Consider the following 25,606-nt stretch of genomic DNA (forward strand, 5'->3'; position numbering starts at 1 on the left):
GATTAGTAGGAAGTCCGAGTATATTCGGGTGCAGAGATGATCTAGGTCACATGCAAAGGAGCATTCCATCATGGTTCGTGAGCTTTCCCATTACGTCGGAGGACAACACGTGGAGGGCACCTCGGGGCGCTTCAGCGACGTCTACGATCCCTGCACCGGCGAGGTCCAGGCGAGGCTTCCCCTGGCCAGCGCCGAAGAAGTCCGAAACGTGGTCGCCAATGCGGAGAAGGGCCAGCTGGAATGGGCTGCCATGAACCCTCAGCGCCGCGGCCGGGTCCTGCTGAAGTTCGTGGACCTGGTCAACCAGAACATGGATGAGCTCGCCACCCTGCTGTCCTCCGAGCACGGCAAAACCTTCCTGGATGCCAAGGGCGACATCCAGCGCGGCATCGAAGTGGTCGAGTTTGCCGCCGGTGCCCCGCACCTGCTCAAGGGCGAGTTCTCCGACAGTGCCGGGACCGGCGTCGACGTCCACTCGATGCGGCAGCCGCTGGGCGTCGTCGCCGGCATCACGCCGTTCAACTTCCCGGCCATGATCCCGCTCTGGAAGTCCGGTCCGGCCCTGGCCGCCGGCAACTCCTTCATCCTCAAGCCCTCCGAGCGGGACCCCTCCGTGCCGCTGCGGCTGGCCGAGCTGTTCACCGAGGCCGGGCTGCCGGACGGCGTGTTCAACGTGGTCAACGGCGACAAGGAGGCCGTGGACGCGCTGCTGGAGGACCCCCGCGTCCAGGCCATCGGCTTCGTCGGTTCCACCCCGATCGCGCAGTACATCTACGCCACCGCCGCCGCGCACGGCAAACGCGCCCAGTGCTTCGGCGGCGCCAAGAACCACATGGTGATCATGCCGGACGCGGACCTGGACATGGCCGCGGACGCCCTGATCGGCGCCGGATTCGGCTCCGCCGGCGAACGCTGCATGGCGATCTCGGTGGCCGTCCCGGTGGGCAAGGCCACCGGCGACGCACTCGTCGCAAAGTTGCAGGAACGGATCGCGGACCTCAAGGTGGGCCACAGCCTCGCCAAGGACTCGGACTTCGGGCCGGTCGTGGCCGCTTCCGCCAAGGAACGGATCGAGGGCTACATCGCCTCCGGCGTCGAGGAAGGCGCCAGCCTGCTTACGGACGGCCGCGGCCTCAAGGTGGAGGGCTACGACGGCGGGTTCTGGGTAGGCCCGACCCTCTTTGACAACGTCACCAAGGACATGAAGATCTACCAGGAGGAGATTTTCGGCCCGGTGCTCAGCGTGCTCCGCGCCGAGGACTACGACGAGGCCCTGCGACTCTGCAGCGAGCACGAATTCGGCAACGGTGTGGCGATCTTCACCCGCGACGGTGACGCCGCCCGCGACTTCGCCAGCCGCGTGCAGGTGGGCATGGTGGGCATCAACGTCCCGATCCCGGTGCCGATCGCCTACTACACCTTCGGCGGCTGGAAGGCCTCCGGGTTCGGCGACCTCAACCAGCACGGCGCCGACGCCTTCCGCTTCTACACCAAGACCAAGACGGTCACCACCCGCTGGCCCTCCGGCATCCGCCAGGGCGCCAGCTTCGTGATGCCGGAAGGCAGCTGATGGCGGCCCGGCCCTCCGAAGAGACCGCAGGAGAATCCGCCGAGGTCCTCTTTGAGCGCCGCGGCCGGCTCGGCGTCATCACGCTGAACCGGCCCAAGGCCGTCAACGCGCTGACCGCCGGCATGGCGGCGGCGATGCTGGACCAGCTCACCCTCTGGGCCGACGACGACGCCGTCGCCGCCGTGTTGGTCCGCGGCGCCGGCGAACGGGGGCTGTGCGCGGGCGGGGACATCGTGGCGATCTACCGGGACATGCTCGACGGCGGCGACGCGACGGCGGATTTCTGGGCCGTCGAGTACCGGCTGAACCTGCTGATCTCGGACTACCCCAAGCCCTACGTGGCGTTCATGGACGGACTGGTCCTGGGCGGCGGCGTGGGAATCTCCGCGCACGGCTCGGTCCGGATCGTCACCGAACGCACCCGGATGGGCATGCCGGAAACCACCATCGGCTTCGTGCCCGACGTCGGCGGGACGCTCCTGCTGTCCCGCTCGCCCGGCGAGACCGGCACCCACGCGGCCCTCACCGGGGCGCATCTGAGCGGCGCCGACGCGTTGTTCCTGGGCCTCGCGGACACCTTCGTGCCCTCTGCAGAGCTCGCTGAACTGGCCGCGGCGCTGGAAACCGAACCCGTGGACGCCGCCGTCGCACGCTTCGCCGGGGAAGCACCCCCGTCGGTCCTCGCCGCGCAGCAGGAATGGATTGACGCCTGCTACTCGTCCGACGACGCCGAAGAGATCCTGGACCGGCTCCGCACCGTGGGCGGCGAGGCCGCCGACGTCGCCGAGACCATCGCGGGCAAGTCCCCCACCGCCGTGAAGGTGGCGCTCGCCTCGCTGCGCCGCGCCCACGGCCTGAGCCTGGCCGAAGCCCTGGAACAGGAGTACCGGGTGGGCCTGCGGTTCCTCGCCGGGCCCGACTTCCGCGAGGGCATCCGCGCCCAGGTCGTGGACAAGGACCGGACGCCGCACTGGCAGCCGGCCAGCCTGGCCGAGGTCAGCGGCGACGACGTCGAGGCCTACTTCGCGCCGCTGGGGGAGCGTGAACTGCAGCTGTCGCCGCAGGCGAAGAGTTCAGAGACGAACATGGAGAAGAACAATGTCTGAGACCGCTGCGCCGGAAACCGCTGCGCCCGCCCTTGGCGCCATCGCCTTCCTCGGCCTGGGCCACATGGGCGGCCCGATGGCCGTCAACCTGGTCAAGGCCGGCTACACGGTGACCGGCTACGACGTGGTGCCGGCGGCGCTGGAAGCCGCGCGGGCCCACGGGATCGCGACCGCGGACACGGCCGCCGAAGCCGTCGCGGGCGCCGCCGTCGTGCTGACCATGCTGCCCAGCGGCAAACACCTGCTGGACGCCTACCGCGGCACCCCCGGCGAGCCGGGACAGCACGGCCAGCCGGGACAGCACAGCCAACCGGGCCTGCTGGCTGCCGCGGCGCCGGGGACCATGTTCCTGGACTGCTCGACCATCAACGTGGACGAGGCCCGCGAGGCCTCGGCCCTGGCGGTGGCGGCCGGCCACCGGGCCGTCGACGCCCCGGTTTCCGGCGGCGTGGTCGGAGCCGAAGCCGGAACGCTGACGTTTATGGTTGGTGCGCTGGAGGAGGACTTCGAGGCCGTCAAACCGATGCTTGAGGTGATGGGTAAACGCGTGGTCCACTGCGGCGGGCACGGCGCCGGGCAGGCGGCCAAGATCTGCAACAACATGATCCTGGGCGTCTCGATGATCGCCGTCAGCGAGGCCTTCGTGCTCGGCGAGAAGCTCGGGCTGACACACCAGGCGCTCTTCGACGTCGCCTCCGCCGCGTCGGGGCAGTGCTGGGCGCTGACCACCAATTGCCCCGTGCCCGGCCCGGTCCCCACCAGTCCCGCCAACCGCGACTACCAGCCGGGGTTCGCCGGGGCGCTGATGGCCAAGGACCTGAAGCTCGCGCTCAACGCGCTCGAAAGCACCGGCGTCGCCGCCCGGCTGGGCCCGCTGGCCTCCGAAATTTACGATACCTTTGCCGCGGAAGGCGGTGCCGGCCGGGACTTCTCCGGCATCATCACCGACATCCGGGACAAATCCGAACATCAGCCGAGGGGACAGGCATGACCGACTACGCAAACATTCTGGTGGAGCGCCGCGGCCGCGTGGGGCTCGTGACGCTCAACCGGCCAGAGGCGCTGAACGCCCTGAACAAGGCCACCATGGACGAACTCGTGGCCGCCGTGTCCGCGATGGACACCGACCCCGGGGTCGGCGCCGTCGTGGTGACTGGCTCGGCCAAGGCCTTCGCTGCCGGCGCGGACATCAAGGAGATGCAGTCCAAGGGCTACATGGAAATGTACGCGGCCGACTGGTTCCGCGGCTGGGAGGACTTCACCCGGCTCCGCATTCCCGTGGTGGCGGCGGTTTCCGGCTTCGCCCTGGGCGGCGGCTGTGAACTGGCGATGATGTGCGACTTCATCATTGCGGGGGACAACGCCAAGTTCGGCCAGCCCGAAATCAACCTCGGCGTGCTCCCCGGAATGGGCGGCTCGCAGCGGCTCACCCGCGCGGTGGGCAAGGCCAAGGCGATGGACATGATCCTCACCGGCCGCTTCATGGACGCCGCGGAAGCCGAGCGCGCGGGGCTCGTGTCCCGCGTGGTTCCGGCCGCCGACGTCGTGGAGGAAGCCGTCAAGGCCGCCGAGGTGATTGCCTCCAAGTCCAAACCGGTGGCCATGGTGGCCAAGGAAGCGGTCAACGCGGCCTTCGAAACCGGGCTGGCCCAGGGCGTGCTGTTCGAACGCCGGGTGTTCCACTCGCTCTTCGCCACCGAGGACCAGAAGGAAGGCATGGCGGCCTTCAGCGAAAAGCGGCAACCCGACTTCACCCACCGCTAAGCGGCGCCTGCTTGCCGCAGCGATCCAATTCCGACAGCGAGGCGGCCATGCACGCAGGCTTTCTGGGGGTAGGGGCGACGCCGGAGGAGGTCCGGGCCGTGCTTCCCGGCGACGGGCTGGTCCCGGTCCCGGATGTGGTGATGGACCGGGGCTTCGGGCTGCCGGCCCCGCCCGACGCCGTCTGGCCGTGGATCGTCCAGCTGGGCAAGGAACGTTCGGGTTGGTACCTGCCTGGCTGGGCGGAAGCCCTCATTCCGGCCCGGCGCCGCGCCCTGCGGACCATTGATCCCGCACTCCAGGACCTCAGCGCCGGGGACGTCATTGCTGATTGGGGCGGCCCCAATGCCAGCTTCGAAATCGTCGAGGTGGACCCGCCAAAGGCGCTGGTGCACCGCTCGCAGCGCGGTGCGCTCACCATCAGCTGGGCGATAGTGCTGCGACCGTCGTCGGGCGCGGCAACCGGGACGCGGGTGCACCTGCGGCTCCGGCTCGCCGGCGTTAGACGCCGACGACTCGTGGAACTCGGCGGGGGCCTGTTCGATCTCCTGACCATCGCCGGACTCGCGGCCGGGCTGCGGGAAAGGCTGGGCACCCGGGGGTGACGCGGCCGCGCTAGGCCTTGCGCTTGGCGCGGAGCACCGAATCCCGGACCGTCACCGGTGCGCCGTCGGAATCTGCGGTGGCCCGCGGCCGGGACGTGCAGGTGACGATCTCCCACTCGTGCGGATCGAGCTCCGCCGCGAGCTGCTCGGCGGTGAAGAGCAACCCCGGGGCGGAGGGCCGGCGCACGCTGGTCTCCAGGTCCGAGGGGTGGTGGCCGACGATCAGCAGCGTCCCGCCCGGTGCCACCGACGCGGCGAGCCGGCTGTAGACGCTGTCGCGCTGCGGGGCGGGCAGGTGCAGGTACTGGGCGGAGACCAGGTCGAAGGTCCCGGCCGGCGGCGGCGAGGCCGTGAGGTCCTGGTGCTGCCACGTGATGCGGGCGGCGGTCTCCGGGTCGTCTTCGAGGGCGGCGGCCGCCCGGGCCAGGGCCAAGGACGAGATGTCCACCGCCGTCACCCGCCAGCCGCGCCGGGCAAGCCAGGCGGCGTCGGCGCCTTCTCCGGCGCCGACGTCGAGGGCGGAACCGGCCGCCAGGTCCGCCACCTCGGCGACCAACTGGGGGTTCGGTTGCCCGCTCCACACTGAGCCGTGCTGGCCGTGCTGGCGGTACCGTTCGTCCCAGAACGATTCGTCGAATTCCATGCAGCTCTCCTCCGGTGCCCGTGCCGTGCGGCAGGGCGCCTGCCGCCTATCCAGTCTAGGCACGCCGGCCCGTCCCCGGGGCGGCGCGGAATGGCAGCGCCTGCCGCTGCTGAAAGGCTACGCGGCGCTGATCCCGAACAAACCGATGATCAGAGCCATCACCATCAGGGTTACGAGCTCATGGGCGCAGTTCAGCACGGTCAGGCCAACGGGGCGGCCCTCGAACGCGTCGTGCGTGATGAAGCGGGCGGCCGTGAACCCGGCCCACAGGATCAGGGCGGTAACCAGGGTGTTGGCGAGGAAGTTTCCGCCGTAGAAATGCTGCGAGATGGCGGCGGAGCCAGCCAGCACCCAGGCGCTGACAAAGCTGACCACCAAGGTGATCAGGATGGGCTTGACGGCGTCCCTGGCGTCCCCGCTGGGGCTGACCTTGGCGATGCGCATCCAGTAGTTGCCGAACACTTTGGGCGTGTACCAGACGGACCCGACCACCATGCTGGACAGCGTGGCCAGCAGTACCGCCCAGATGTTGATCTCCGGAATCATGGGGCTCTCCTCACCTCCTGGCCGTCCGGCCGACGGCCCGCAAACGAAGTGTACGGCTTAGCCGCTGAAGTCCCCGGCATTGCGCCGGAAGTTACCGAGGATCCGGATCAGCTGCTCCACATCCTGCTCCTCGAAGCCGGATTGGCCGAAGACCTCCGAGTTCAGCACCGCCGTCGCCCGCTTGGCCAGGGTGCGCCCCTCCGAGGTGAGCTCGATCAGCGTGGTCCGTCCGTCGGTGGGGTGCGGGGAGCGGAGCACCAGCCCGGCTTCCTGCAGCCGGTCGACGGCGTTGGTCACGGACGTAGGGTGGACCTGGAGCAGGGCGCTCGCCTTGTTCATAGGGAGCGCCCCGCTGCGGGCAAAGCTGAGCAGGGCCAGCAGTTCGTAGCGCGCGAACGTCAGCCCGAAAGGCTTGAGCGCGCTTTCGATCCGTGCCAGCAGGATCTGCTGGGTCCGCATGACGGCCGTGATGGCAGCCATCGGGGCGGCGACGTCGGCCCAGCCGTGCCGTTCCCAGTTCCGCTGGGCGTCGGCGATCGGATCACGCGGCAGCGGGGTGCCCATGCCTAGCCCTGCCCTTTCAGCCCGGGGAAGTCCGCCTCCGAGTACTCTGTGCCGAGGCCCTCCGGCACGCCGCCGGCCCCATGCCGCAGTTCCTCGCTGTGCCGAAGCTCCACCCGCCGGATCTTGCCGGAAATGGTCTTGGGCAGCTCGGCGAACTCCAGCCGGCGGATCCGTTTGAACGGCGCCAGGTGCTCGCGGCAGTAGCGCAGGATGTCCTCGGCCAGCTCGGGCCCGGGTTCGTGGCCGGCCGCCAGGACCACGAAGGCCTTGGGCACGGACAGTTTGAGCGCGTCGGGGGAGGGGACGACGGCGGCCTCCGCCACCGCCGGGTGCTCGATCAGCACGCTCTCCAGCTCGAACGGGGAGAGCCGGTAGTCGGAGGACTTGAAGACGTCGTCGCCCCGGCCCACGTAGGTGATGATGCCGCGTTCGTCCCGGCTGGCCATGTCACCGGTGTGGTAGTAGCCGTCGCGGAAGGCCTCGGCCGTCTTTTCCGGGTCCCCGTAGTAGGCCTTCATCAGCCCGACGGGCCGCGGGTCCAGGCGCAGGCACAGCTCGCCGTCGTCGGACTCCTCCCCGGTGGCCGGGTCCACGAGGACGACGTCGTAGCCGGGCAGCGGCCGGCCCATCGCGCCGATCTTGATCGGCTGGCCCGGGGTGTTGGCGATCTGCACGGTGGACTCGGTCTGTCCGAAGCCGTCCCGGATGGTCTGGCCCCAGGCGCGGTGGACCTGGTCGATCACTTCGGCGTTGAGCGGCTCGCCGGCGGAAACCACCTTCGTGGGCGGGTTCTTGAGCAGGGTCAGGTCGGCCTGGATCAACATCCGCCAGACCGTGGGCGGGGCGCAGAAGCTCGTCACCCGCTCGCGGTCCATCTGCTCCATCAGCGCCTTCGCGTCGAAACGCTCGTAGTTGTAGATGAACACGCAGGCCTCGGCGATCCAGGGCGTGAACACGTTGGACCAGGCGTGCTTGGCCCAGCCTGGTGAGGCGACGTTCAGGTGCACATCGCCCGGCTCCATCCCGATCCAGAACATGGTGGACAGGTGGCCCACCGGGTAGGAAGTGTGGGTGTGCTCCACGAGCTTGGCCTTCGAGGTGGTGCCGGAGGTGAAGTAGAGCAGCAGGGTCTCGTCGGCCAGGGTCGGCGCGTCCGGGCTGAAGTCTTCCGCCGCGCCCGCGGCCTCGCTGTACTGAAGTGCCGCTGTGTTGGTTTCGGCGTTGCCGGCGGCGCCAATTTCGATCAGGCGGTAGTCACCCGGGACGCCGGTGAACTTGTCGATGTTGGCGCTTCCGACGGCGGCCCAGCTGGCCCCGCCGCGTTCCACCCGGTCCTGCAGGTCGGCCGGACCCATCAGCGTGGTGGTGGGGATCATCACGATCCCGAGCTTGATGCCGGCCAGCATCAGCTCCCACAGCTCCACCTGGTTGCCGAGCATGATGATCATCCGGTCCCCGCGGCGCACGCCCTGGGCCCGGAGCCAGTTGGCCACCTGCGCGGAGCGCGCCGAAAGGTCAGCGAAGCTGCGCCGCGTGGCCGTGCCGTCCTGCTCCACGATCACCAGGGCGGGCTTGTCCGCCTTGGCCGGATCGGCGGCGATCTGGTCGAACCAGTCCAGGGCGAAATTGAACTCCTGGAAGCGCGGCCATTTGAATTCCTGCCGGGCGGCGGCGTAGTCCCCGCGCAGGGCCAGCAGCCTGTCCCTCGCGGCGCGGAATTCCTCAGTGACGGTCATGGTGCACCTTTCGCAGCCGGTCGCAGCCAGGCGGTCCGGTGGCGGCCGCCGCTGGCCTAGTGATCCACATCACTGTGCAATATACTAGGACATCCAAGGGTTTGGAAGAGCCGATGTTGCTGCCGATGCGCGGCACATTACGAAGGGATATGTGCCCGTGCAGTCACAAGGAAGTGCCGGCGGACAGACCGCCGTCCAGGCAATGGCAGGCCAGGCAACGGCAAGCCGCGGCGGCGCCGCGGAAAGTTCGGCCCAGGCCCCGGCAACTCCGCCGTTCCCGGACGCAGACCTGATGTACATCGTGGACCTCCTGCCCGCGGACGAGCGGGAGCGCTACCAGGGGATCCGGGATTTCCTGCAGGCCCGGATCCGCGCCGCATCGATCGACTACTGGAACCGCGAGGAGTTCCCCTTCGGCCTGCTCGCCGAGCTGGGCAAGCACGGCCTCGGCGGCCTGCAGACGGACGGCAGCTCCAAGCTCTTCAAGGGGCTGATGTATGTCGAGGTGGCGCGCGCCGACGTCTCGCTCTCGGCGCTGGTGGGGATCCACAATGAGCTGATCGTCGGCATGATCGACGAGCTCGGCTCGGAGGAGCAGAAGGCCCGCTGGCTCCCGGGGCTCACCGCCTTCACCCAGCTCGGCGCGTTCGCCCTGACCGAGCCGGACCACGGCTCGGACATCGCCGGCGGACTGTCCACCACGGCGCGGCTGGAGAACGGCGAATGGGTGATCACCGGAGCCAAACGCTGGATCGGCGCCGGCACCATCGCCGACTTCGCCCTGGTCTGGGCCCGCGACGTCGCGGACCAGCAGATCAAGGGCTTCATCGTCGAGACGGACCGGCCCGGCTACACCGCCACCAAAATCGCGAACAAAATCGGCCTGCGGATCATGCAGAACGCGGACATCGTCCTGGACGAGGTCCGCATCCCGGAATCCAACCTGCTGCCCGGTGCCACGGACTTCTCGCGGGCCAACGAGCTGCTGCGGGACTCGCGCGCCTGGGTAGGCTGGCAGGCCGCCGGCATCCAGCTGGCCGCGTTCGACGTCGCCCGGGCCTACTCGCTGGAACGCAAGCAGTTCGGCAAGGAGCTGGCGCGCTTCCAGCTCGTGCAGCAGCAGCTGGCCGAGATCCTCGGCAACGCCAGCGTCTCGCTGGCGCTGATGGCGCAGCTGGCGCGGATCCAGCAGGAGGGCAAGCTGGACATGGTGCAGGCCGCCATGGCGAAGTCCACCACCACCCGGCTGGCGCGGGCCTCCGTCGCGATGGGACGCTCGCTGTTGGGCGGCAACGGGATCAGCACCGACTACGAGATGGGCAAGCTCTTCGGCGACGCCGAGATCCTCTACACCTACGAGGGGAGCTACGAGATCAACTCCCTGATCGTGGCGCGGGCCGTTACCGGGAAGTCCGCTTTCGTCTAGAGTCCGACGCGGCCGCCCTCCGGCCGGCCGCGGCCGCGAGCCGGGAACGCCCTAGCGGGAGGCGCCGTAGCGTTCGCTGCGGTTGCGGCCGGCGTGTTTGGCCGCGTACAGCGCCCGGTCCGCGCAGGCCAGCAGGCTGTGGCTGCCGGCGTCGCGGAGTTCGCAGACGCCGGCCGAAACCGTGATGGAGCCGACCTCGCCGAACGGCTCCGACTCGATCGCCTTACGGGCCCGTTCCGCCGCGAGCAGGGCCTCGGCGCCGTCCGTCCCCGGCAGCAGCCAGACGAATTCCTCACCGCCGAAGCGGGCCACGATCTCATCCTGGCGGGCGACGCCGCGGAGCCGGGCCGCGACATCCGCGAGCACCGCATCGCCGATGATGTGGCCGAAGGTGTCGTTGACCTTCTTGAAGTGGTCGATGTCGAGGACGACGGCGCTGAGGCTGGTGCCGCGGGTGGCCGCCAGTTCAATCTCGTGCGAGAGGTGCTGCTCGAGGGCACGCCGGTTGGGCAGGCCGCTGAGCTGGTCGGTGGTGGCCTGCAACTCCAGGCTGGCCCGGGCCTCGGTGTTGCCGATGGCAATTTCCACCAGTTCGGCGAACTGGGCCAGCCGTTCCAGCATCACCTCGGTGACGCCCGTGCTGGACTTCGAGGTCAGGTTAACCACGCCCCACAAACTGCCGTGGACCCTGATCGGGGCGCCCGCCGCGGACTGGAAACCTCCGGCCCGCATCTGCTCGGCGGCGGGGCCCCCTTCCGGGCCGTAGACCACCAGGGCGGGCTTGCCGGTTACGGCGACGCGGACGGTGGCCGAGATGTCGGTCGGCGAAAAAACGTGCGTGCGGCTCAGGGTGGGCGGCAACGCCGGCGCCATCGCCACGATTTCCGCTGACAGTGCGCCGGTGAAACGGACGACGGCGGCCGAGTCCACCTGGAAGAGCTCCCGCACAATGAAGGCGACCTGCTCCGAGATGGCCGCCGGGGCGGCGTTGCGGGCGACGGCGGTGGCGATCTCGTGCAGCGCGGCCCACGTCTGTTCCTGCCGGAGCCGATCGGTGACGTCGACCGCCACCACCATGCCGGCGGTGGCGGCGTCGTCGTCGGAGTAAACGGGGCCGGCCTTCAGCCGGTAGGTGCGGGGCCCGATCTGCCGGGTCCAGGAAACCTCCTGGCCGGACAGCGCGGCGCGGTAGCGGGGTTCCAGTTCGTTGGCGAGGGCGCCGTCGAGCACATCGTGGATCCGCCGGCCCTCGAGCTCGGCGGAGCGGTAGCCGAAGGCCTCCAGCTCTTGGCCCTCGGCGATCAGGTAGCGCAGTTCCGAATCGAAGAGCAGGACAAAGACGCCGGGGACACTGCGCGCCAGTGCCCGGTAGCGGTCGGTGTCGCGCTGCTGGCGGCGCTCGGCGAGCACCCGCTCGGTGATGTCCGTGACCATCACGAAGAAACCCTGAACCCCGCCGTCGCTCAGGTCCGGCATGTAGGAGACCTCGGCGAAACGCGTCGCACCTGCGGCATCCGTGAGCGTGCGCTTGAAAAGCTGCGGCTCGCCGTCGAGCACCTTGGAAATGTGGGGGTAGTTGGCCTCGTACACGGCGTCGCTGAGCAAATCCCGGATGTGGATGCCGTGCAGTTCCTCGGGGGAGACCCCGAACCACTCGCGGTACGCGTCGTTGGCCAGCCGGTTCCGCAGCTCGGCATCCCAGTAGCCCACCATCGCCGGAATGCCGTTGAGCACGGCCCGCAGCTGGGCGGGTACCTCCGGCAGCGGCGGCTGCCGTGCGTTCTCCCGGGCGAGAGCGCTGTGAATATTCATTGCCCCAGTATCTATTGCGGCGGCTCCCGACGGAAAACCGGGGCTGCCGCCCTCGCGGCCGCCCGGGCGGCCGTCTCTATCCTGTTCCGGTGGGCCGCCCAATCCTCGCCGGTACGTGGCGTCAGGTTTGGGTCGCCGGGTCCTTTCCCGGCCGTCCCGTCGATGAGTTCGCGGAGGATGTCCGCATGGCCCAGATGCTGCGCCGTTTCAACGCACAAGTGGACCAGGATCTGCTGCAGCGTGACGTGCCGGCGGTCCTCGGCCCACCATGGAACCTCGCCCGGGGCGTCCAGCGGAAGGGCCTCGATGGTGGCATCGCTGTGGGCAGCGGCGGCGTGGTGCAGTTCCACAATCTGGTCCCGGGTCTCGTCCGGGGTCGCCCACAAGTCGGCATCCGGTTCGGCACCCTCTTCCAGCCAGGGCAGGGGCTGGGCGTGGGGGCGGCCGAACACTTCGCCGAAGTAGCCGATCTCGACGCTGGCCACGTGCTTGACCAGGCCCAGGAGGTTGGTTCCGGTGGGCGTCACGGGCCGGCGGATGTCGTACTCATCCAGACCGTCCAGCTTGGCCAGCAGTTCGGCGCGGCGCAGGCGCAGGTAGCGGTGCAGAATCTCCTTCTCGTCCATGCCCGGAATCCTACCGGGGCCGCCCGCCGCTTCAGGGCTGGAAGCGGTAGCCGATCCCGGCCTCGGTGAGCAGGTGCCGGGGTGCGGCGGCATCCGATTCCAGCTTGCGGCGAAGCTGGGCCATGTACACCCGGAGGTAGTTGGTCTCCTTCGCGTAGGCCGGACCCCATACCTCGGACAGCAGCTGTTGCTGGGTGATGAGCTTCTCCGGGTTACGGACCAGCACTTCCAGCATTTTCCACTCCGTCGGCGTGAGCCGGACGTCCTCGCCGTCGCGGGTGACCCGGCGCTTGCCGAGGTCCACGGTGAAAGCGTCGGTTGTGATCACCGGTTCGTGCTCCGGATCGGCGCTGCGGCGCAGCAGCGCGCGCAGCCGGGCCAGCAGCTCGTCCAGCCCGAACGGCTTGGTGATGTAGTCATCGGCGCCGGCGTCGAGAGCCTGGACTTTGTCGTCCGAGCCATGGCGGGCGGACAGCACCAGCACGGGAACCTGGCTCCAGCTGCGCAGTTCGCGGATCACCGAAGTTCCGTCCATATCGGGCAGCCCAAGGTCCAGGATGACAAGCGCCAAGGGTTGCTGGGTGGCCGCCAGGAGTGCCGAGTGGCCGTCCTCCGCAGTCGTCACGTCGTAGCCGTGCGCCTGCAGCGTGATCCGCAGGGCCCTGAGCAGATGCGGGTCGTCGTCGACCACCAGGACGGCGGTCATCCGGCATCCGGTGCGGACGCAGCGGCTGGCAGTGAATGGCTCCGGCGCGACACTGCTGACTGGGGTTGCAGCGGCGACTGTTGGTGGCGTGGTTCGAACGGAGCGCCGGTGGAGAGCGGAAGTCGGATGACCATGGTCAGGCCGCCGCCCGGCGTCGCCTCGGCGGTCAGGCTTCCGCCCATGGCGTCCGTGAAGCCCTTCGCCACAGCCAGGCCGAGGCCGATGCCTGTTGTCTGCGGGGCGTCGTCCAGACGCTGGAACGGCCGGAACATTTCCACGACCTTTTCTGCCGGGACTCCCCGGCCGTGATCAATGATGCGCAGTTCCCCGGCAGGACGTCCATCAAGGGCCACTGGGCTTAGGCCGCCTCCCGCCCCAACGAGGACAATGTCCGAATCGGGGGCGTACTTCACTGCGTTTTCGACAATATTCGCTATGACGCGCTCCAGCATGCCGGCGTCCGCATCCACCTCGGGCATGTTGGCGGGCAGTTCCACCCGGACGCGCCCCTTCGGCACTGCACGCAGGGCATCCGGAATCACCTCGTACCAGCGCAGCGGCCGGAGCAGGGGGGTGGTGGCGTCGGCACTGATCCGGGACATATCGAGGAGGTTGCCGACGAGGGCATCCAAACGGTCCGAGCACTCCTCGATAGTTGCCAGCAGCTCTTGCCGCTGGTCCGGCGTGTACCTTTCGCCGTCATGGCGCAGGCCGCCAACTGCGAGTTTGATGCCGGCCAAGGGCGTCCGGAGATCGTGGGAAACCGCGCGGAGAAGAGACGTGCGGATCGTGTTGCTTTCGGCGAGGCGAAGCATCTGCCGGCGGCTGGCGACGAGCTGCTGGCGCTCCAGCTGGGCGGCAAGATGGATACCGAAGGCTCCAAGGAGGCGCCGATCGCTTGCCGGCAGGATCCGGCCGAACAGCACGAGGCGTGTGGACGCATCAATCTCCTCGATGTTCTCGCCGTTGACTCCCCCGCGGTCGGTGTCGGCTTCGGAAAGTTCCCCGGCCGCACCCGTGAGGCGCCACCGCCGGTCATCTGCGGGGCCGGCGTCGCCCCGCGAATCGTCGAGGCTGAAGACGGCGGCCCCGCGGACCTGGAAGACGCCCAGCGACTGCTCCAGGAGGGCATGGAGCATGTCATCCGAACCGGCTGCATTCCGGGCCAGATCGCTGAGGGTGGTGGCTTCTGCGCGGGCGCGCGCGGCCTCCTTGGACCGCCGGGCGGACAGGTCGACGACGACTGCGACGGCCGCCGATACGCCCACAAAAACCAGCAGGGCGAGGAGGTTCTGTGGATCGCTGATGGTGAGGTTCCCGACCGGCGGGGTTGAGAAGTAGTTCACCAGGAGGCTGCTCCAGAGTGCGGCGAGGATAGCCGGCCAGAGCCCGCCGACTAGTGCCACTGCAATCGAGCCGCTCAGCTGGGCCAGCATCACGGTGGCCACGTTCCGTTCCGGGTTGAGGAACATCAGGATGAGCTGCAGCACGGCCGGGAGGACGACGGCCAGGACGAATCCCACCGTTACCCGGACACGCCCCAGGTCGCGTTGCCGCGATGGTCGGGTGCCACGCCCACCGAGCGGGTGCGAGACCATATGGACGTCGATATCGCCGGAATCTCTGACCACCCGCGTTCCGACGCCTCCGCCAAGCAGGTTTTCCAGCAGGGCGGACACCTTTTTGCGCCGGGAGATGCCAACGACGATCTGGGTGGCATTGACGCTCCGGGCGAAGTCCAGCAACGCCTCTGCAGGATCCTCACCAGTCACAATGTGGTAGCTGCCGCCGAGGTCCTGGATCAAATGGCGTTGGGCTTCGAGCGCCTGCGGGGATTCATTGGCCACCCCGTCTGCGACGCGGACATGCACCGCCAGCAGGTCACCACCGTTCACGCGGTTCAGGATTCTGGCGCCGCGGCGAATCAGGGTCTCTCCTTCAGGACCGCCGGTCAGCCCCACCACGATCCTTTCCCGGGCCGGCCAGCTCTCCTCGATGCCCTGTTCTGCCCGGTATTTAGCCAGGCCTTCATCGACACGGTCGGCCAGCCACAGCAGCGCCAGTTCCCGCAGCGCGGTGAGGTTGCCCAGGCGGAAGTAGTTCGAGAGCGCTGCATCGATCTTTTCGGGAGCGTAGATCTTGCCGTCGCCCAAGCGCTGCCGCAGCAACTCAGGGGAGATGTCGACGAGGTGGATCTGATCGGCCCTGCGGACAACGTCGTCGGGCACGGTCTCTGCCTGGTGGACATCGGTGATCGCGCTGACAACATCGCCCAGCGACGCGAGATGCTGGATGTTGACGGTGGACAGGACATCGATTCCCGCGCCGAGCAGCTCGTCGACGTCCTGCCAGCGTTTGGGGTTGCGGCTGCCGGGCACGTTGGAGTGGGCGTACTCATCCACGATTGCCACTTCGGGTGCCCGGGCTAGGACGGCGTCAAGGTCCATTTCCTCAAATTCAGTACCCCGGTAAGGCAGCCGCCTGGGCGGAATGATTTCGAGTCCCTCCAGCAGCGCGCGGGTCTCGCTGCGCCCGTGGTCCATGGCAAACGCAACGACGACGTCCGCCCCGCGCTTGCTGAGCCGGTGCGCTTCTTCGAGCATCTCGTAGGTCTTGCCGACCCCAGGCGCTGCCCCTAGGAAAATTCGCAGCGTTCCACGTGCCATGCCGTCATTCTCTCATTTGCGCTGTGCCGGCTGGGATGTCGGCGAGGCGGCAGAAAGTGCCAGGTTCAGGGCGGTCACGTTGACCGATGGCTGGCCAAGGAAAGCGACCATACCGTTGCTGGTGTGCTGCTCCACGAGCAATGCCACAGCGTCAGGGCTCAGGCCATGTGCCGCCGCCACCCGTCGCACCTGCAGCCTGGCGTACTCCGGGGAGATGTCCGGGTCCAGTCCGGACCCGCTGGCCGTGACGGCGTCGGCCGGAACCGCGGATTCGCTGATGCCTTCCGCGGCGGCGACGGCGGACCGGTGAGCCTTTGCCGCCGCAAGGAGCTTGGGGTCATTGGGGCCCAGGTTGCTGGCCGACGACGTCGCAGGGTTCCAGCTCACGGCTGACGGCCGGGCGTGGAACCAGCGCGGGTCCTGGACGCCGTCTTTGTCGGCGCCAGCCTGGACGATCAGGACCGAGGCGGCGGGGGCGCTGGTCCCGTCCCTGATGATGGAGCCATTGGCTTGGTACGGGGCGATGAGCTGTCCGATGCCGAAGACGGCCAGGGGGTAGGCCACGCCGAGGACCAGGGTGGCGAAGAACAGGAACCGCAGGGCGGTTCCGGCCTGGCGAAGATAGCCGGTGAGAGCGTTCATAGGGATCTTCCTAGCCGATTCCGGGGATGAAGGAGATCATCAGGTCGATGATCTTGATGCCGATGAAGGGGGCGATCAGGCCGCCGAGCCCATAGATCAGCAGGTTCCGTGCCAACGCCTGGTTGGCGGAGACGGCCCGGTACCTGACGCCGCGGAGCGCGAGCGGCACCAGCGCGATGATGATCAGGGCGTTGAAGATCACCGCTGACAGGATGGCCGAGGACGGGGTGGCCAGCCCCATGATGTTCAGCAGTCCCAGCCCCGGGAAGGCGGCGGTGAACAGGGCCGGGACGATCGCGAAGTACTTGGCGACGTCGTTGGCTACCGAGAAGGTGGTCAACGCCCCCCGGGTGATGAGCAGCTGTTTGCCGATGCCGACGATATTGATGAGTTTGGTGGGATCGGAGTCGAGGTCCACCATGTTGGCGGCGTCCTTAGCGGCCGGCGTTCCGGAGTTCATGGCGACGCCGACGTCTGCCGCGGCCAAGGCCGGGGCATCGTTGGTGCCGTCCCCGGTCATGGCGACCAGCCGGCCCTGGGCCTGCTCTTTCTTGATCACGGCGAGTTTGTCCTCGGGCGTTGCTTCGGCCAGGAAGTCGTCGACTCCGGCCTCGGCAGCGATCGCCTTGGCGGTGATGGGGTTGTCGCCGGTGATCATCACGGTCCGGATGCCCATTTGTCGCAGCTCGGCGAAGCGGGCGTGCATGCCGGGTTTGACGACGTCGGCGAGGTGGATGGTTCCCAGGACTTCGGCGCTGCCGTCCGTGCCGACCTGGGCGACCAGAAGGGGTGTGCCGCCCTGAGCCGAGATTTCGTTGACCCGGTGGTTGACCTCCGCCGGGGTATCGGCGCCGTATTCGGCGATGAAGGCCGCCACGGTGGAGGCGGCGCCTTTGCGGATTTGCCGGCCGTCCAGGTCCAGGCCGCTCATACGCGTGGTGGCGCTGAAGGGCACCACGGCAAAATCCCCGGAGCTGCGTTCAAGGCTGGCCAGGTCGGAACCGGTCACGCCCTTGTCCGAGGCGAGGTCCACAATGGAACGTCCCTCGGGGGTTTCGTCGGCAAGGCTGCAGACCCGGGCCGCTTCGATGAGTTGGGTCCTGTCCACGTGGTTGGCGGGGAAGAAGTTGACCGCGCGGCGGTTGCCGTAGGTGATGGTCCCTGTCTTGTCCAGCAGGAGGGTGGTGATGTCCCCGGCCGTCTCCACAGCGCGGCCTGAGGTAGCCAACACGTTGTGTTGAACCAGACGGTCCATACCGGCGATGCCGATCGCGGGGACGAGTGCTCCGATGGTGGTGGGGATCAGGCACACCAGCAGCGCGACCAGGACGATCGGGGACGGGGTGGCGCCGGCCAGGGTCGCGAAGGGGGCCAAGGACATGGTCACAGCGAGGAAGACGATCGTCAGGGACACCAGGAGTACGTGGAGGGCGATTTCGTTGGGCGTTTTCTGCCGGACCGCTCCCTCGACCAGCTTGATCATCCGGTCGATGAATGTCTGCCCGGCCTCGGCGGTGATGCGGACGACGATCCGGTCCGAAAGGACCCTTGTGCCGCCGGTGACGGAGGAGCGGTCGCCACCGGATTCGCGGATGACGGGGGCTGATTCGCCGGTGATGGTCGATTCGTCAACGCTCGCGAGGCCCTCGATGATTTCGCCGTCGGAGGGGATGACGTCCCCGGCCTCGCAGACAACGATGTCACCGAGCCGCAGCTCTGTGCCCGGGACGTCCGTGGTGGTGCCGTCAGGTTGGCGGAGCCGGGCCTGGACGCCTTGGCGGCTGGCGCGGAGGCTGTCGGCCTGTGCTTTCCCGCGGCCCTCAGCGATGGATTCGGACAGGGTCCCGAAGAGGACAGTGAGCCAGAGCCAAGCCGTGACCGCGATGCCGAACACTGACGGCCGGTACAGGGAGATCGCCGTGCACAGGACGGCGCCGGCCAGCACCGTGAACATGACCGGGGAATGGACCATCTGCCGCGGGGAGAGTTTCCTGACGGCGAGCGGCAGAGCGGCGAGGACGGACCTGAGGGTCAGTTTGGCCGGAGCCTTGGTGTGGTGTTTGTGTTCGCCGGGAGTGCCGAGGGGATTGCCGTCGGCGTAGGTTCGGGCGGCGATATCCGAGGCTGACGCCGTGCTGGACCGGGTCATTTGAGGAGTCCTTCTGCGAGGGGGCCCAAGGCAAGGGCCGGGAAGTAGCTCAGGGCGGTCAAGATCACTGTCACGCCGAGCAGCAGGGCCCCGAAAAGCGGGCCGTGGGTGGGGACCGTGCCGGCGGAGATGGGAATCCTGCCCTGTCGGGCGAGGGAACCGGCCAGGGCGAGGACCAGGACAATCGGAAGAAAGCGGCCCAGCAGCATCGCCAGGCCCATCATGACCGAGAGGAAGGGGCCGGAGGTGGTGATGCCGCCGAACGCGGAGCCGTTGTTGTTGGCACCTGAGGTGAAGGCGTAGAGCACTTCGCTGAACTGGTGCGGGCCGGAGGCCGGGGCATTCGCCACGGCCTCGGGCAGCAGGACGGTGATGCCGGCCAGGGCAAGGACCAGGGCGGGGGTGACGAGGATGTACAGGGCGGCGAGCTTCATTTCCGTCGGACCGATTTTCTTACCGAGGTATTCCGGGGTGCGTCCGACCATGAGACCGGCGATGAAGACGGAGATGATGGACAGGATGAGCATGCCGTAGAGGCCGGAGCCGGTTCCGCCTGGGGCGACTTCGCCGAGCATCATGTTCACCATGGCCACTCCGCCAGCCAGTGGCGGCAGGGAATCGTGGGCGGCGTTGACCGCTCCGGTGGAGGTCAGCGTGGTGGACGTGGCAAAGATCGCGCTCGGCACCGGACCGAAGCGCTGTTCAAAGCCTTCGCCAAGGCCGCCGGCAGCCGCCGTCGCTGTTCCCTGCCCGGCGGCAACGGCCCAGCCCATCAGCGAAACCGATGCCAGCCAGAGCGAGCCCATGACGGCGACCACCGTGTACCCCTGCTTTTGGTCCCCGACCATCCTGCCGAAGGCGTAAGGCAGAGCGGAGGGGATGAGCAGGAGCAGGAAAACCTCGAAGAAGCTTATGAAGGCGTTGGGGTTCTCGAAGGGGTGGGCGGAGTTGGCGTTGAAGTAGCCGCCGCCGTTGGTCCCGAGCTCCTTGATGGCCTCCTGGGATGCCACCGGTCCGCCGGGAATGCTCTGGCTGATTCCAACCGCCTGGTTGGTGACGTCGGTCGGCCAAAAGTTCTGCACCACACCGCCGAGGACCAGTACCAGGGCTGCGGCGAACGCGATCGGCAGAAGTATCCGGAACGAAGTTCGGGTCAGGTCCACCCAGAAATTTCCCAGCAGTTGCGTCCTGGTGCGGGTGATGCCTCGGATGAGGGCGACGACGACGACGATGCCGACGGCGGCGGAGAGGAAATTCTGTACCGCAAGCAGGGTCATCTGCACGAAAATGCCGACGGTCGTCTCGGGTGCGTAGGCCTGCCAGTTCGTGTTGGTCACAAAGGAAATGGCAGTGTTCATAGCCACCCACGGGTCAACGCCGGGCAGGGATCCGCCGCCGGGCAGGACGCCCTGCAGCCGCTGCAGGCCGAATACGGCCAGGATCGAGATAGCGGAGAACGCCAGCACGCCGCGCAGGTAGGCCGGCCAGGTCTGCTCGGTGCCGGCGTCGACTCCCGCAAGCCGGTAGAACAGACGCTCAGGCCGACTGGACGTCATGCCCTCGAAAACCCGGAACAGGTAGATGCCCAATGGCTTGTGCAGGGCTGCCAGGACAATGAGGAGTGCCGCCACCTGGACCACAAAGGATGCAGTGTTGAAGGTCACGATCCGCTCACCACTTTTCCGGGTGCATGAGGACGGCCAGCAGGTAGCCGAACACACACAGCCCCGCAATCAACAGGACGAGCCACATGACCGCGTCGGCGCTCATCGTTCACCTTCGGGGTGGTCCCCGGGACCGCCGACCATTCCGGCCAGGCCGTGGCCGATCCACATGACGAACCCCATGGACACCATGAGGATTCCGATAACAGCCAGGTCGGCCATTGCAGGTTCCTTTCATCCGGGCCCCGTTTGCGGGGCTAAGCCCAGTCAAAACCCCGAAAGTGTGGAAAGCACAGAGACTTACGCATCCTTAATGCCTGCGGCCCGGATCTTGATGAATCTTTGACACGGCCTGCACGCGGCACTGGTCCGGGCTGGCGTCAAGGATTCGTCAAGATCAACCGATATTCGTCGGGATCGTGCCCTGCCAGTGCTAACTTCGGCTGTAATCGCACTGCGGTGCGCCGTAACGTGCCGCGAGAAAGGCACAAGATGACCACCCTGAGCAGGCCGCCGGCAGACCCGTCGGCGCCGAAGCCCGCCCGCCGGACCATCCTGCGGAATTGGCTGCTGGTGGGGCTGCAGGACAGCAAGGGCGCGCACCAGGGCCCCGGCGGCGTGCCCACGGCCCAGGAGAAGAAGCACACCTGGTGGCAGGTCATGTGCCTGACCGGCGTCGACTACTTCTCCACCCTGGGCTACCAGCCGGCCATCGCCGCGCTCGCCGCGGGGGTGATTTCGCCGCTCGCGACGCTCGTCCTGGTGGCGATTACGCTGCTCGGCGCGCTGCCGGTCTACCGCCGCGTCGCCGGCGAGAGCCACCGCGGCGAAGGGTCCATCGCCATGCTGGAACGGCTGATGCCGCGCTGGGGCGGAAAGCTCTTCGTCCTGGTCCTGCTCGGCTTCGCCGCGACTGACTTCATGATCACGATGACGCTGTCCGCCGCTGACGCCACCGCCCACCTGGTCCAGAACCCGGTGGCGCCCGGTTGGCTGCAGGGACAAAACGTCCCCGTCACCCTGATCCTGCTGGCCCTCCTCGGAGCGGTGTTCCTGCGCGGCTTCAAGGAAGCGATCGGCGTCGCCGTCGTGATCGTCGGACTCTATCTGGGCCTGAACGTCGTGGTCGTCGCCGCGTCGCTCTGGGAGGTGCTGAGCCATCCGCTGGCCGTGGACAACTGGTGGCAGGCCATCTCCACCTCGCACGGAAACCCGCTGCTGGCGGTCGGGTTCGCGCTGCTGGTCTTCCCCAAGCTCGCCCTGGGCCTCTCCGGGTTCGAAACCGGCGTCGCCGTAATGCCGCAGATCAAGGGCCATGCCGACGATACCGAAGAGTACCCGGCCGGCCGGATCCAGGGCGCGCGCAAACTGCTGACCACCGCCGCCCTGATCATGAGCACCTTCCTGATCGTCAGCAGCTTCACCACCGTGGTGCTGATTCCGGAGCAGGAGTTCCAGCCCGGCGGCCAGGCCAACGGGCGCGCCCTGGCCTTCCTGGCCCACGAACACCTCGGCGTGGGCTTCGGCACCGTCTACGACATCTCCACGATCGCCATCCTCTGGTTCGCCGGCGCCTCCGCCATGGCCGGGCTGCTCAACCTCGTGCCGCGCTACCTGCCCCGCTACGGGATGGCCCCCGGCTGGGCCCGGGCCGTGCGTCCCCTGGTCCTGGTCTTCACCCTCATCGGGTTCCTGATCACCTGGCTCTTCGACGCCGACGTCGACGCGCAGGGCGGCGCCTACGCCACCGGCGTGCTGGTGCTGATGACCTCGGCGGCCGTGGCCGTGACCCTTTCGGCCCGCCGCCAGCGGCAACGCAAGCGCACCGTGGGCTTCGGCGTCATTGCCGTCGTGTTCATCTACACCACCGTGGCCAACATCATCGAACGCCCCGAAGGCATCCGGATCGCGTCGATCTTCATCCTGGGCATCATCGTGATTTCCCTGCTCTCCCGCGCCCGCCGGTCCTTCGAGCTGCATGCCACGCACGTCCATCTGGACCGGCAGGCGCTGGAGTTCATGTCCGACGAGCTGGAAGGGCCGCTCCGGATCGTCGCCCACGAGCCGCTGCGCCTCAGCGCGGAGGCGTACCGGCAAAAACTCGAGTCCGCGATTGAGGTCAGCCACCTGCCGCTGGACTACCGGGCGCTGTTCCTGGAGGTCATCGTGGATGATTCCTCGGACTTCGAAACCGAACTGGAGGTCCGCGGAATCACCCGGCACGGCTACCGGATCCTTGAAGTGCACGGCCCCGTGGTGCCCAACACGATCGCCTCGGTGCTGCTGCACATCCGGGATGTGACCGGGCTGATGCCACACATTTACTTCCGCTGGACCGAGGGGAACCCGCTCACCAACCTGCTGCGCTTCCTCGCGTTCGGCGAAGGAGAAATCGCGCCGGTCACCCGCGAGGTGCTGCGCGAGGCCGAACCCGATGTCACACGGCGGCCCTGGGTGCACGTCGGCTAGGACTGGGCGGCAACCAGTGGCTCGGGCTGGGGGCGCTACAGGGTAGGAAGATCCTGGCTCTTCGCCTCCCTGGGCGTGGCCGTGGCGCGCTCGACGATTTCGCTGGCAATGGCGGTGACCTTGCGGTTCGTGTCGGCGCTCAACTGGCTGATGAGCCCGAATGCTTCATCTGCGTTGACCCCCGTGCGCCCCATGAGGATGCCTTTCGCCTGTTCGATAACCGCCCGGTTGCGGGCGGATGCCGCGACGGCTTCTGTGGCGAGTTGATGGCGGTCAGTATGGATTGATTGGGTGAGGTCCACGATGACGCCCCAGACACCGACGGGTGTATTGCCTTCGAGGATGTAGTCCGCGGAGAAGAGCAACTTGTGCTGCCGGTTCTTTTTGTCGCGGATTGAGACGTAGATGGACGATGGCCCGCCCACGGCCGCCACGCGTTCCCAGTAGGCCTGGACTTTTGGCCGGTCTTCGGGCTCGAGGTGGGGGAAGACCATTTCCATGGACGGGACCACTTCGCCCCGTTCATACCCGTAGATTCGGTAGAGGCCGTCAGACCAGCGGAAAACGCCGTCGGCGAAGTAGTACTCGACCAGCCCGGTGGGGCAGTCGAGGAAGTCGTCGCTGGGGGCCCGGTCAGGGACTGACCCCGGATATTTGCTCTTTGATGTCATGGGCCGGGCCGTTCGACGTGCTGCGCCCGGCGTTCCTGCGTCTGGGCCTGAAAGGTCCAGAATATCGCAGGGCCACTGTCTGACAACGAAACAAAGCCCCTCCGGAGTGACTCCGGAGGGGCTTCATGTTTTCTAGGAGAAGTGTTCCGGCAGGCCGGGCCTTCCTGAAAGCTTAGAGCGGGCGGATGTTCTCAGCCTGGGGGCCCTTCGGACCCTGGGTGACGTCGAACTCGACCTTCTGGTTCTCGTCCAGCGAGCGGTAGCCGCTGGAAGCGATTGCCGAGTAGTGGGCGAAAACGTCGGCCGACCCGTCATCCGGGGCAATGAAGCCAAAACCCTTTTCGGCGTTGAACCATTTAACTGTGCCTGTAGCCATGCCTTTATCCTTCTGAAATGCTGCTGATCTCCGGCGGCCACGGAAGGCCAACGGCTGCGGAGACATTCGTCCGCTGTCCCCAACGTACGGGGCGCAGGGCCGCGGTGCAAGAGGCTGAGTGCGGGAGTTAATCCCGGGCTGGAGCTATAGTCGGCTCACCATGACAACAATCTCGGTGGTCATTCCCACCCGGAACGATGCGCAGATGCTCGCCGCGTGCCTGGCGGCACTCGGCAGGCAGAGCCGCCGCGCCGACGAGGTGATCGTGGTGGACAACGGCAGCACCGACAACACTGCCGCGGTCTGCACGGCCGCCGGGGCGCGGCGGATCGTCGTTGACCTGCCCGGAATCGCGGCGGCTACCGCCCGCGGATTCGACGAGGCGGACTCGGAAATCATCGCGCGCCTGGATGCCGACTCCGTCCCGCCCGCCGACTGGCTGGAACGTGTCGAAGCCATCCTGGACAAGGCCGGTCCGCTGACCGCGGTGAGCGGGCCCGGGAACTTCTACGGCGGGACGCGGTTTGCGCGCTGGGTGGGCCGGAACATCTGGATTGCCGGTTACTTCTGGGCCATCGGTCTCCTGCTGGGGCATCCGCCGCTGTTTGGCTCAAATTTCGCCCTGCGGGCCGACGTCTGGGAAAAGATCCGCGGCACGGTCCACCGGGGCAGGCCGCCGGTGCACGACGACCTCGACATTTCCTACCAGATCCCGCCGGAGGTGTCCGTGCTCTGGGAGCCGGCGCTGCGGGTAGGCGTCTCGGCCCGCCCGTTCGAAAGCCGGCACGCCGTCGGGCGCCGGCTGTCGATGGCGTGGACGACGTTCGGCGTCGAGTTCAGGTCCGAGCGCCCGCTGCGCCGGCGCCGCCGCCGCAAGAGGTGGGAACGCGCCCACCGGCGCTAGCTGCCTGGCGGCGTCCCGTCGGCGTCGGCGTAGAGCGCGATCAGGTCCCGGCTCATCTGGTGCGGCGACGTTTCGCTGGGGCTGTGGCCGCCGCGATAGACGGAGATCTTCGCGCCGATCGCCTGCGCAAAGCGGCGGTGCAGTGCGAGCGGCCAGAGGTCGTGTTCGCCGACGGCGACGAACTTCGGCAGCGCCGCCGCGGCCAGGACCGGCCGGAGGTCCGGGGCGTGCTGCATCAGCCCGAAAATGTCGTTCACAGCCTTCCGGCGGGTGAAGCGGAAGCGGTATCTCACGAAACGGATCCGGTTCTGCCCCACGCGGACCACGTTGCTGCGGATGCCCGCGATCATCAGCGCCGCGCCGACCCTGGCGCTGGCCCAGCCGCTGAACCGGCCGATCCGTTGGACCCCCCGGAAGCTGTTGCCGGGCTCGGGTGGGCAGCTGAGCAGCGTGAGGCTGCGGAACAGCTCCGGCCGTTGCGCGAACGCCACCTGCGCGACGATCGCGGCGAAGGAGTAGCCGACGACGTGCGCGGCGCCCTCCCCGTCCTCCAGCAGGGCGATCAGGTCGTCGGTGAAGAGCTGGTAGTCGTAGTGCTCCCGCGGCGGGTCGAGGTGCTCGGGGCCGGCGTCGGCGGACTCATACTGGCCCGCGATGTCGCAGCTGAGCACAAAGTAGCCGGCGGCCGCGAGCCGGGGCAGCATCAGCGAGAAGTCTTCCTTGGACCCCGTCGCGCCCGGGACCATCAGCACCCGTGGATGGGCCGGGTTGCCCATGGACAAGGTCGCCAGCTCACCGCTCGGCGCATGGAAGGTCCCGCGGACAGAGCCCGACGGCGGGGCGAACCAGTCGACGTCGGGCAGGGCGGCGTCCAGCCGGGCCGCCTCGTCGATGAGCCCCGAGCCGAAGACCCCGGGGTCCGGTTCCGGTGTGCCCGGAAGATTGCGGCCTGTTGACGCCATGG

The 25,606-nt window shown here is 68.0% G+C and carries 23 protein-coding genes; 8 read left to right on the top strand and 15 right to left on the bottom strand.

What is annotated here, in order from left to right; translation table 11 throughout:
* The first annotated feature begins 70 nt into the window (after positions 1–70).
* The 5 genes from AC1DH3_RS07440 to AC1DH3_RS07460 are packed head-to-tail and all read left to right on the top strand — an operon-like array spanning position 71 to position 5,042.
* A complete protein-coding gene (locus AC1DH3_RS07440; RefSeq protein WP_476892910.1) occupies positions 71–1,570 on the top strand; it encodes a CoA-acylating methylmalonate-semialdehyde dehydrogenase in 1,500 nt (499 codons plus the stop codon).
* Positions 1,570–2,676 carry an enoyl-CoA hydratase/isomerase family protein gene (locus tag AC1DH3_RS07445; protein WP_476908952.1) on the top strand — a complete coding sequence of 369 codons (1,107 nt, stop codon included), beginning with the start codon at positions 1,570–1,572 and terminating at the stop codon, positions 2,674–2,676. Before AC1DH3_RS07440 ends, AC1DH3_RS07445 begins: the two co-directional genes overlap by 1 nt.
* The gene (mmsB, locus tag AC1DH3_RS07450) at positions 2,669–3,667 is read left to right on the top strand and encodes a 3-hydroxyisobutyrate dehydrogenase (RefSeq protein ID WP_476908953.1); all 999 of its coding nucleotides are present in this window, start codon (positions 2,669–2,671) and stop codon (positions 3,665–3,667) included. Before AC1DH3_RS07445 ends, mmsB begins: the two co-directional genes overlap by 8 nt.
* Positions 3,664–4,440 carry an enoyl-CoA hydratase gene (locus AC1DH3_RS07455; RefSeq protein ID WP_476892907.1) on the top strand — a complete coding sequence of 259 codons (777 nt, stop codon included), beginning with the start codon at positions 3,664–3,666 and terminating at the stop codon, positions 4,438–4,440. Before mmsB ends, AC1DH3_RS07455 begins: the two co-directional genes overlap by 4 nt.
* Before the next feature lie 47 nt (positions 4,441–4,487).
* Positions 4,488–5,042 (top strand): hypothetical protein, encoded by a 555-nt coding sequence (locus AC1DH3_RS07460; protein ID WP_476892906.1) that lies wholly within the window; start codon positions 4,488–4,490, stop codon positions 5,040–5,042.
* Positions 5,043–5,052: 10 nt separating this feature from the next.
* Here AC1DH3_RS07460 and AC1DH3_RS07465 read toward each other — a convergent pair whose 3' ends face one another.
* The 4 genes from AC1DH3_RS07465 to AC1DH3_RS07480 all read right to left on the bottom strand — a co-directional run bounded on the left by AC1DH3_RS07465 (position 5,053) and on the right by AC1DH3_RS07480 (position 8,531).
* Complete coding sequence (locus AC1DH3_RS07465; RefSeq protein ID WP_476908954.1) at positions 5,053–5,685, bottom strand: class I SAM-dependent methyltransferase; 633 nt, start codon at positions 5,683–5,685, stop codon at positions 5,053–5,055.
* A gap of 117 nt (positions 5,686–5,802) precedes the next feature.
* Complete coding sequence (locus AC1DH3_RS07470; RefSeq protein ID WP_441417962.1) at positions 5,803–6,231, bottom strand: DUF1761 domain-containing protein; 429 nt, start codon at positions 6,229–6,231, stop codon at positions 5,803–5,805.
* A 57-nt stretch (positions 6,232–6,288) separates the two neighbouring features.
* A complete protein-coding gene (locus AC1DH3_RS07475) occupies positions 6,289–6,795 on the bottom strand; it encodes a MarR family winged helix-turn-helix transcriptional regulator (RefSeq protein ID WP_441417961.1) in 507 nt (168 codons plus the stop codon).
* A gap of 2 nt (positions 6,796–6,797) precedes the next feature.
* The gene (locus tag AC1DH3_RS07480) at positions 6,798–8,531 is read right to left on the bottom strand and encodes an AMP-binding protein (protein WP_441417960.1); all 1,734 of its coding nucleotides are present in this window, start codon (positions 8,529–8,531) and stop codon (positions 6,798–6,800) included.
* 292 nt (positions 8,532–8,823) lie between these two features.
* On the opposite strand from AC1DH3_RS07480, the gene AC1DH3_RS07485 reads away from it, so the two are divergent.
* Positions 8,824–9,957: an acyl-CoA dehydrogenase family protein gene (locus tag AC1DH3_RS07485; RefSeq protein ID WP_441418173.1), complete on the top strand. Its 1,134-nt coding sequence runs from the start codon at positions 8,824–8,826 to the stop codon at positions 9,955–9,957.
* A gap of 51 nt (positions 9,958–10,008) precedes the next feature.
* On the opposite strand, the gene AC1DH3_RS07490 is transcribed toward AC1DH3_RS07485, so the two are convergent.
* Genes AC1DH3_RS07490 through AC1DH3_RS07525 form a run of 8 tightly spaced genes read right to left on the bottom strand, consistent with a single transcriptional unit; the run spans position 10,009 to position 20,328 of the window.
* Positions 10,009–11,769, bottom strand: coding sequence for a sensor domain-containing diguanylate cyclase (locus AC1DH3_RS07490; protein ID WP_476908955.1), 1,761 nt, complete (start codon positions 11,767–11,769; stop codon positions 10,009–10,011).
* Positions 11,770–11,780: 11 nt separating this feature from the next.
* Positions 11,781–12,395, bottom strand: coding sequence for a DinB family protein (locus AC1DH3_RS07495; protein WP_476892904.1), 615 nt, complete (start codon positions 12,393–12,395; stop codon positions 11,781–11,783).
* Between the two features lie 31 nt (positions 12,396–12,426).
* Positions 12,427–13,101: a response regulator gene (locus tag AC1DH3_RS07500; RefSeq protein ID WP_476908956.1), complete on the bottom strand. Its 675-nt coding sequence runs from the start codon at positions 13,099–13,101 to the stop codon at positions 12,427–12,429.
* The gene (locus AC1DH3_RS07505; protein WP_476908957.1) at positions 13,098–15,767 is read right to left on the bottom strand and encodes a DUF4118 domain-containing protein; all 2,670 of its coding nucleotides are present in this window, start codon (positions 15,765–15,767) and stop codon (positions 13,098–13,100) included. Before AC1DH3_RS07505 ends, AC1DH3_RS07500 begins: the two co-directional genes overlap by 4 nt.
* A 12-nt stretch (positions 15,768–15,779) precedes the next feature.
* The gene (gene kdpC / locus AC1DH3_RS07510) at positions 15,780–16,409 is read right to left on the bottom strand and encodes a K(+)-transporting ATPase subunit C (RefSeq protein ID WP_476908958.1); all 630 of its coding nucleotides are present in this window, start codon (positions 16,407–16,409) and stop codon (positions 15,780–15,782) included.
* A gap of 10 nt (positions 16,410–16,419) precedes the next feature.
* The gene (kdpB, locus tag AC1DH3_RS07515; protein WP_476908959.1) at positions 16,420–18,558 is read right to left on the bottom strand and encodes a potassium-transporting ATPase subunit KdpB; all 2,139 of its coding nucleotides are present in this window, start codon (positions 18,556–18,558) and stop codon (positions 16,420–16,422) included.
* Positions 18,555–20,222 (bottom strand): potassium-transporting ATPase subunit KdpA, encoded by a 1,668-nt coding sequence (kdpA, locus tag AC1DH3_RS07520; RefSeq protein ID WP_476908960.1) that lies wholly within the window; start codon positions 20,220–20,222, stop codon positions 18,555–18,557. Before kdpA ends, kdpB begins: the two co-directional genes overlap by 4 nt.
* A 7-nt stretch (positions 20,223–20,229) precedes the next feature.
* On the bottom strand, positions 20,230–20,328 hold the full coding sequence (locus tag AC1DH3_RS07525; RefSeq protein WP_476908961.1) for a potassium-transporting ATPase subunit F: 99 nt from the start codon (positions 20,326–20,328) through the stop codon (positions 20,230–20,232).
* Between the two features lie 386 nt (positions 20,329–20,714).
* Between AC1DH3_RS07525 and AC1DH3_RS07530 the strand changes: the two genes are divergently transcribed.
* The gene (locus AC1DH3_RS07530; RefSeq protein WP_476908962.1) at positions 20,715–22,691 is read left to right on the top strand and encodes an APC family permease; all 1,977 of its coding nucleotides are present in this window, start codon (positions 20,715–20,717) and stop codon (positions 22,689–22,691) included.
* Between the two features lie 35 nt (positions 22,692–22,726).
* Here AC1DH3_RS07530 and AC1DH3_RS07535 read toward each other — a convergent pair whose 3' ends face one another.
* Together AC1DH3_RS07535 and AC1DH3_RS07540 are read right to left on the bottom strand one after the other, a co-directional pair.
* Entirely contained in the window at positions 22,727–23,362 is a 636-nt protein-coding gene (locus AC1DH3_RS07535) for a PAS and ANTAR domain-containing protein (RefSeq protein WP_476908963.1), read from the bottom strand.
* Positions 23,363–23,534: 172 nt separating this feature from the next.
* On the bottom strand, positions 23,535–23,738 hold the full coding sequence (locus tag AC1DH3_RS07540) for a cold-shock protein (RefSeq protein ID WP_013599688.1): 204 nt from the start codon (positions 23,736–23,738) through the stop codon (positions 23,535–23,537).
* 160 nt (positions 23,739–23,898) lie between these two features.
* On the opposite strand from AC1DH3_RS07540, the gene AC1DH3_RS07545 reads away from it, so the two are divergent.
* Complete coding sequence (locus AC1DH3_RS07545; RefSeq protein ID WP_441417953.1) at positions 23,899–24,642, top strand: glycosyltransferase family 2 protein; 744 nt, start codon at positions 23,899–23,901, stop codon at positions 24,640–24,642.
* Here the strand turns inward: AC1DH3_RS07545 and AC1DH3_RS07550 are convergent.
* On the bottom strand, positions 24,639–25,604 hold the full coding sequence (locus AC1DH3_RS07550; protein ID WP_476908964.1) for an alpha/beta fold hydrolase: 966 nt from the start codon (positions 25,602–25,604) through the stop codon (positions 24,639–24,641). The two genes, AC1DH3_RS07545 and AC1DH3_RS07550, sit on opposite strands and share 4 nt — an antisense overlap.
* Positions 25,605–25,606: the final 2 nt, after the last annotated feature.

This window comes from Arthrobacter sp. 05L428 (genome assembly GCF_056397665.1).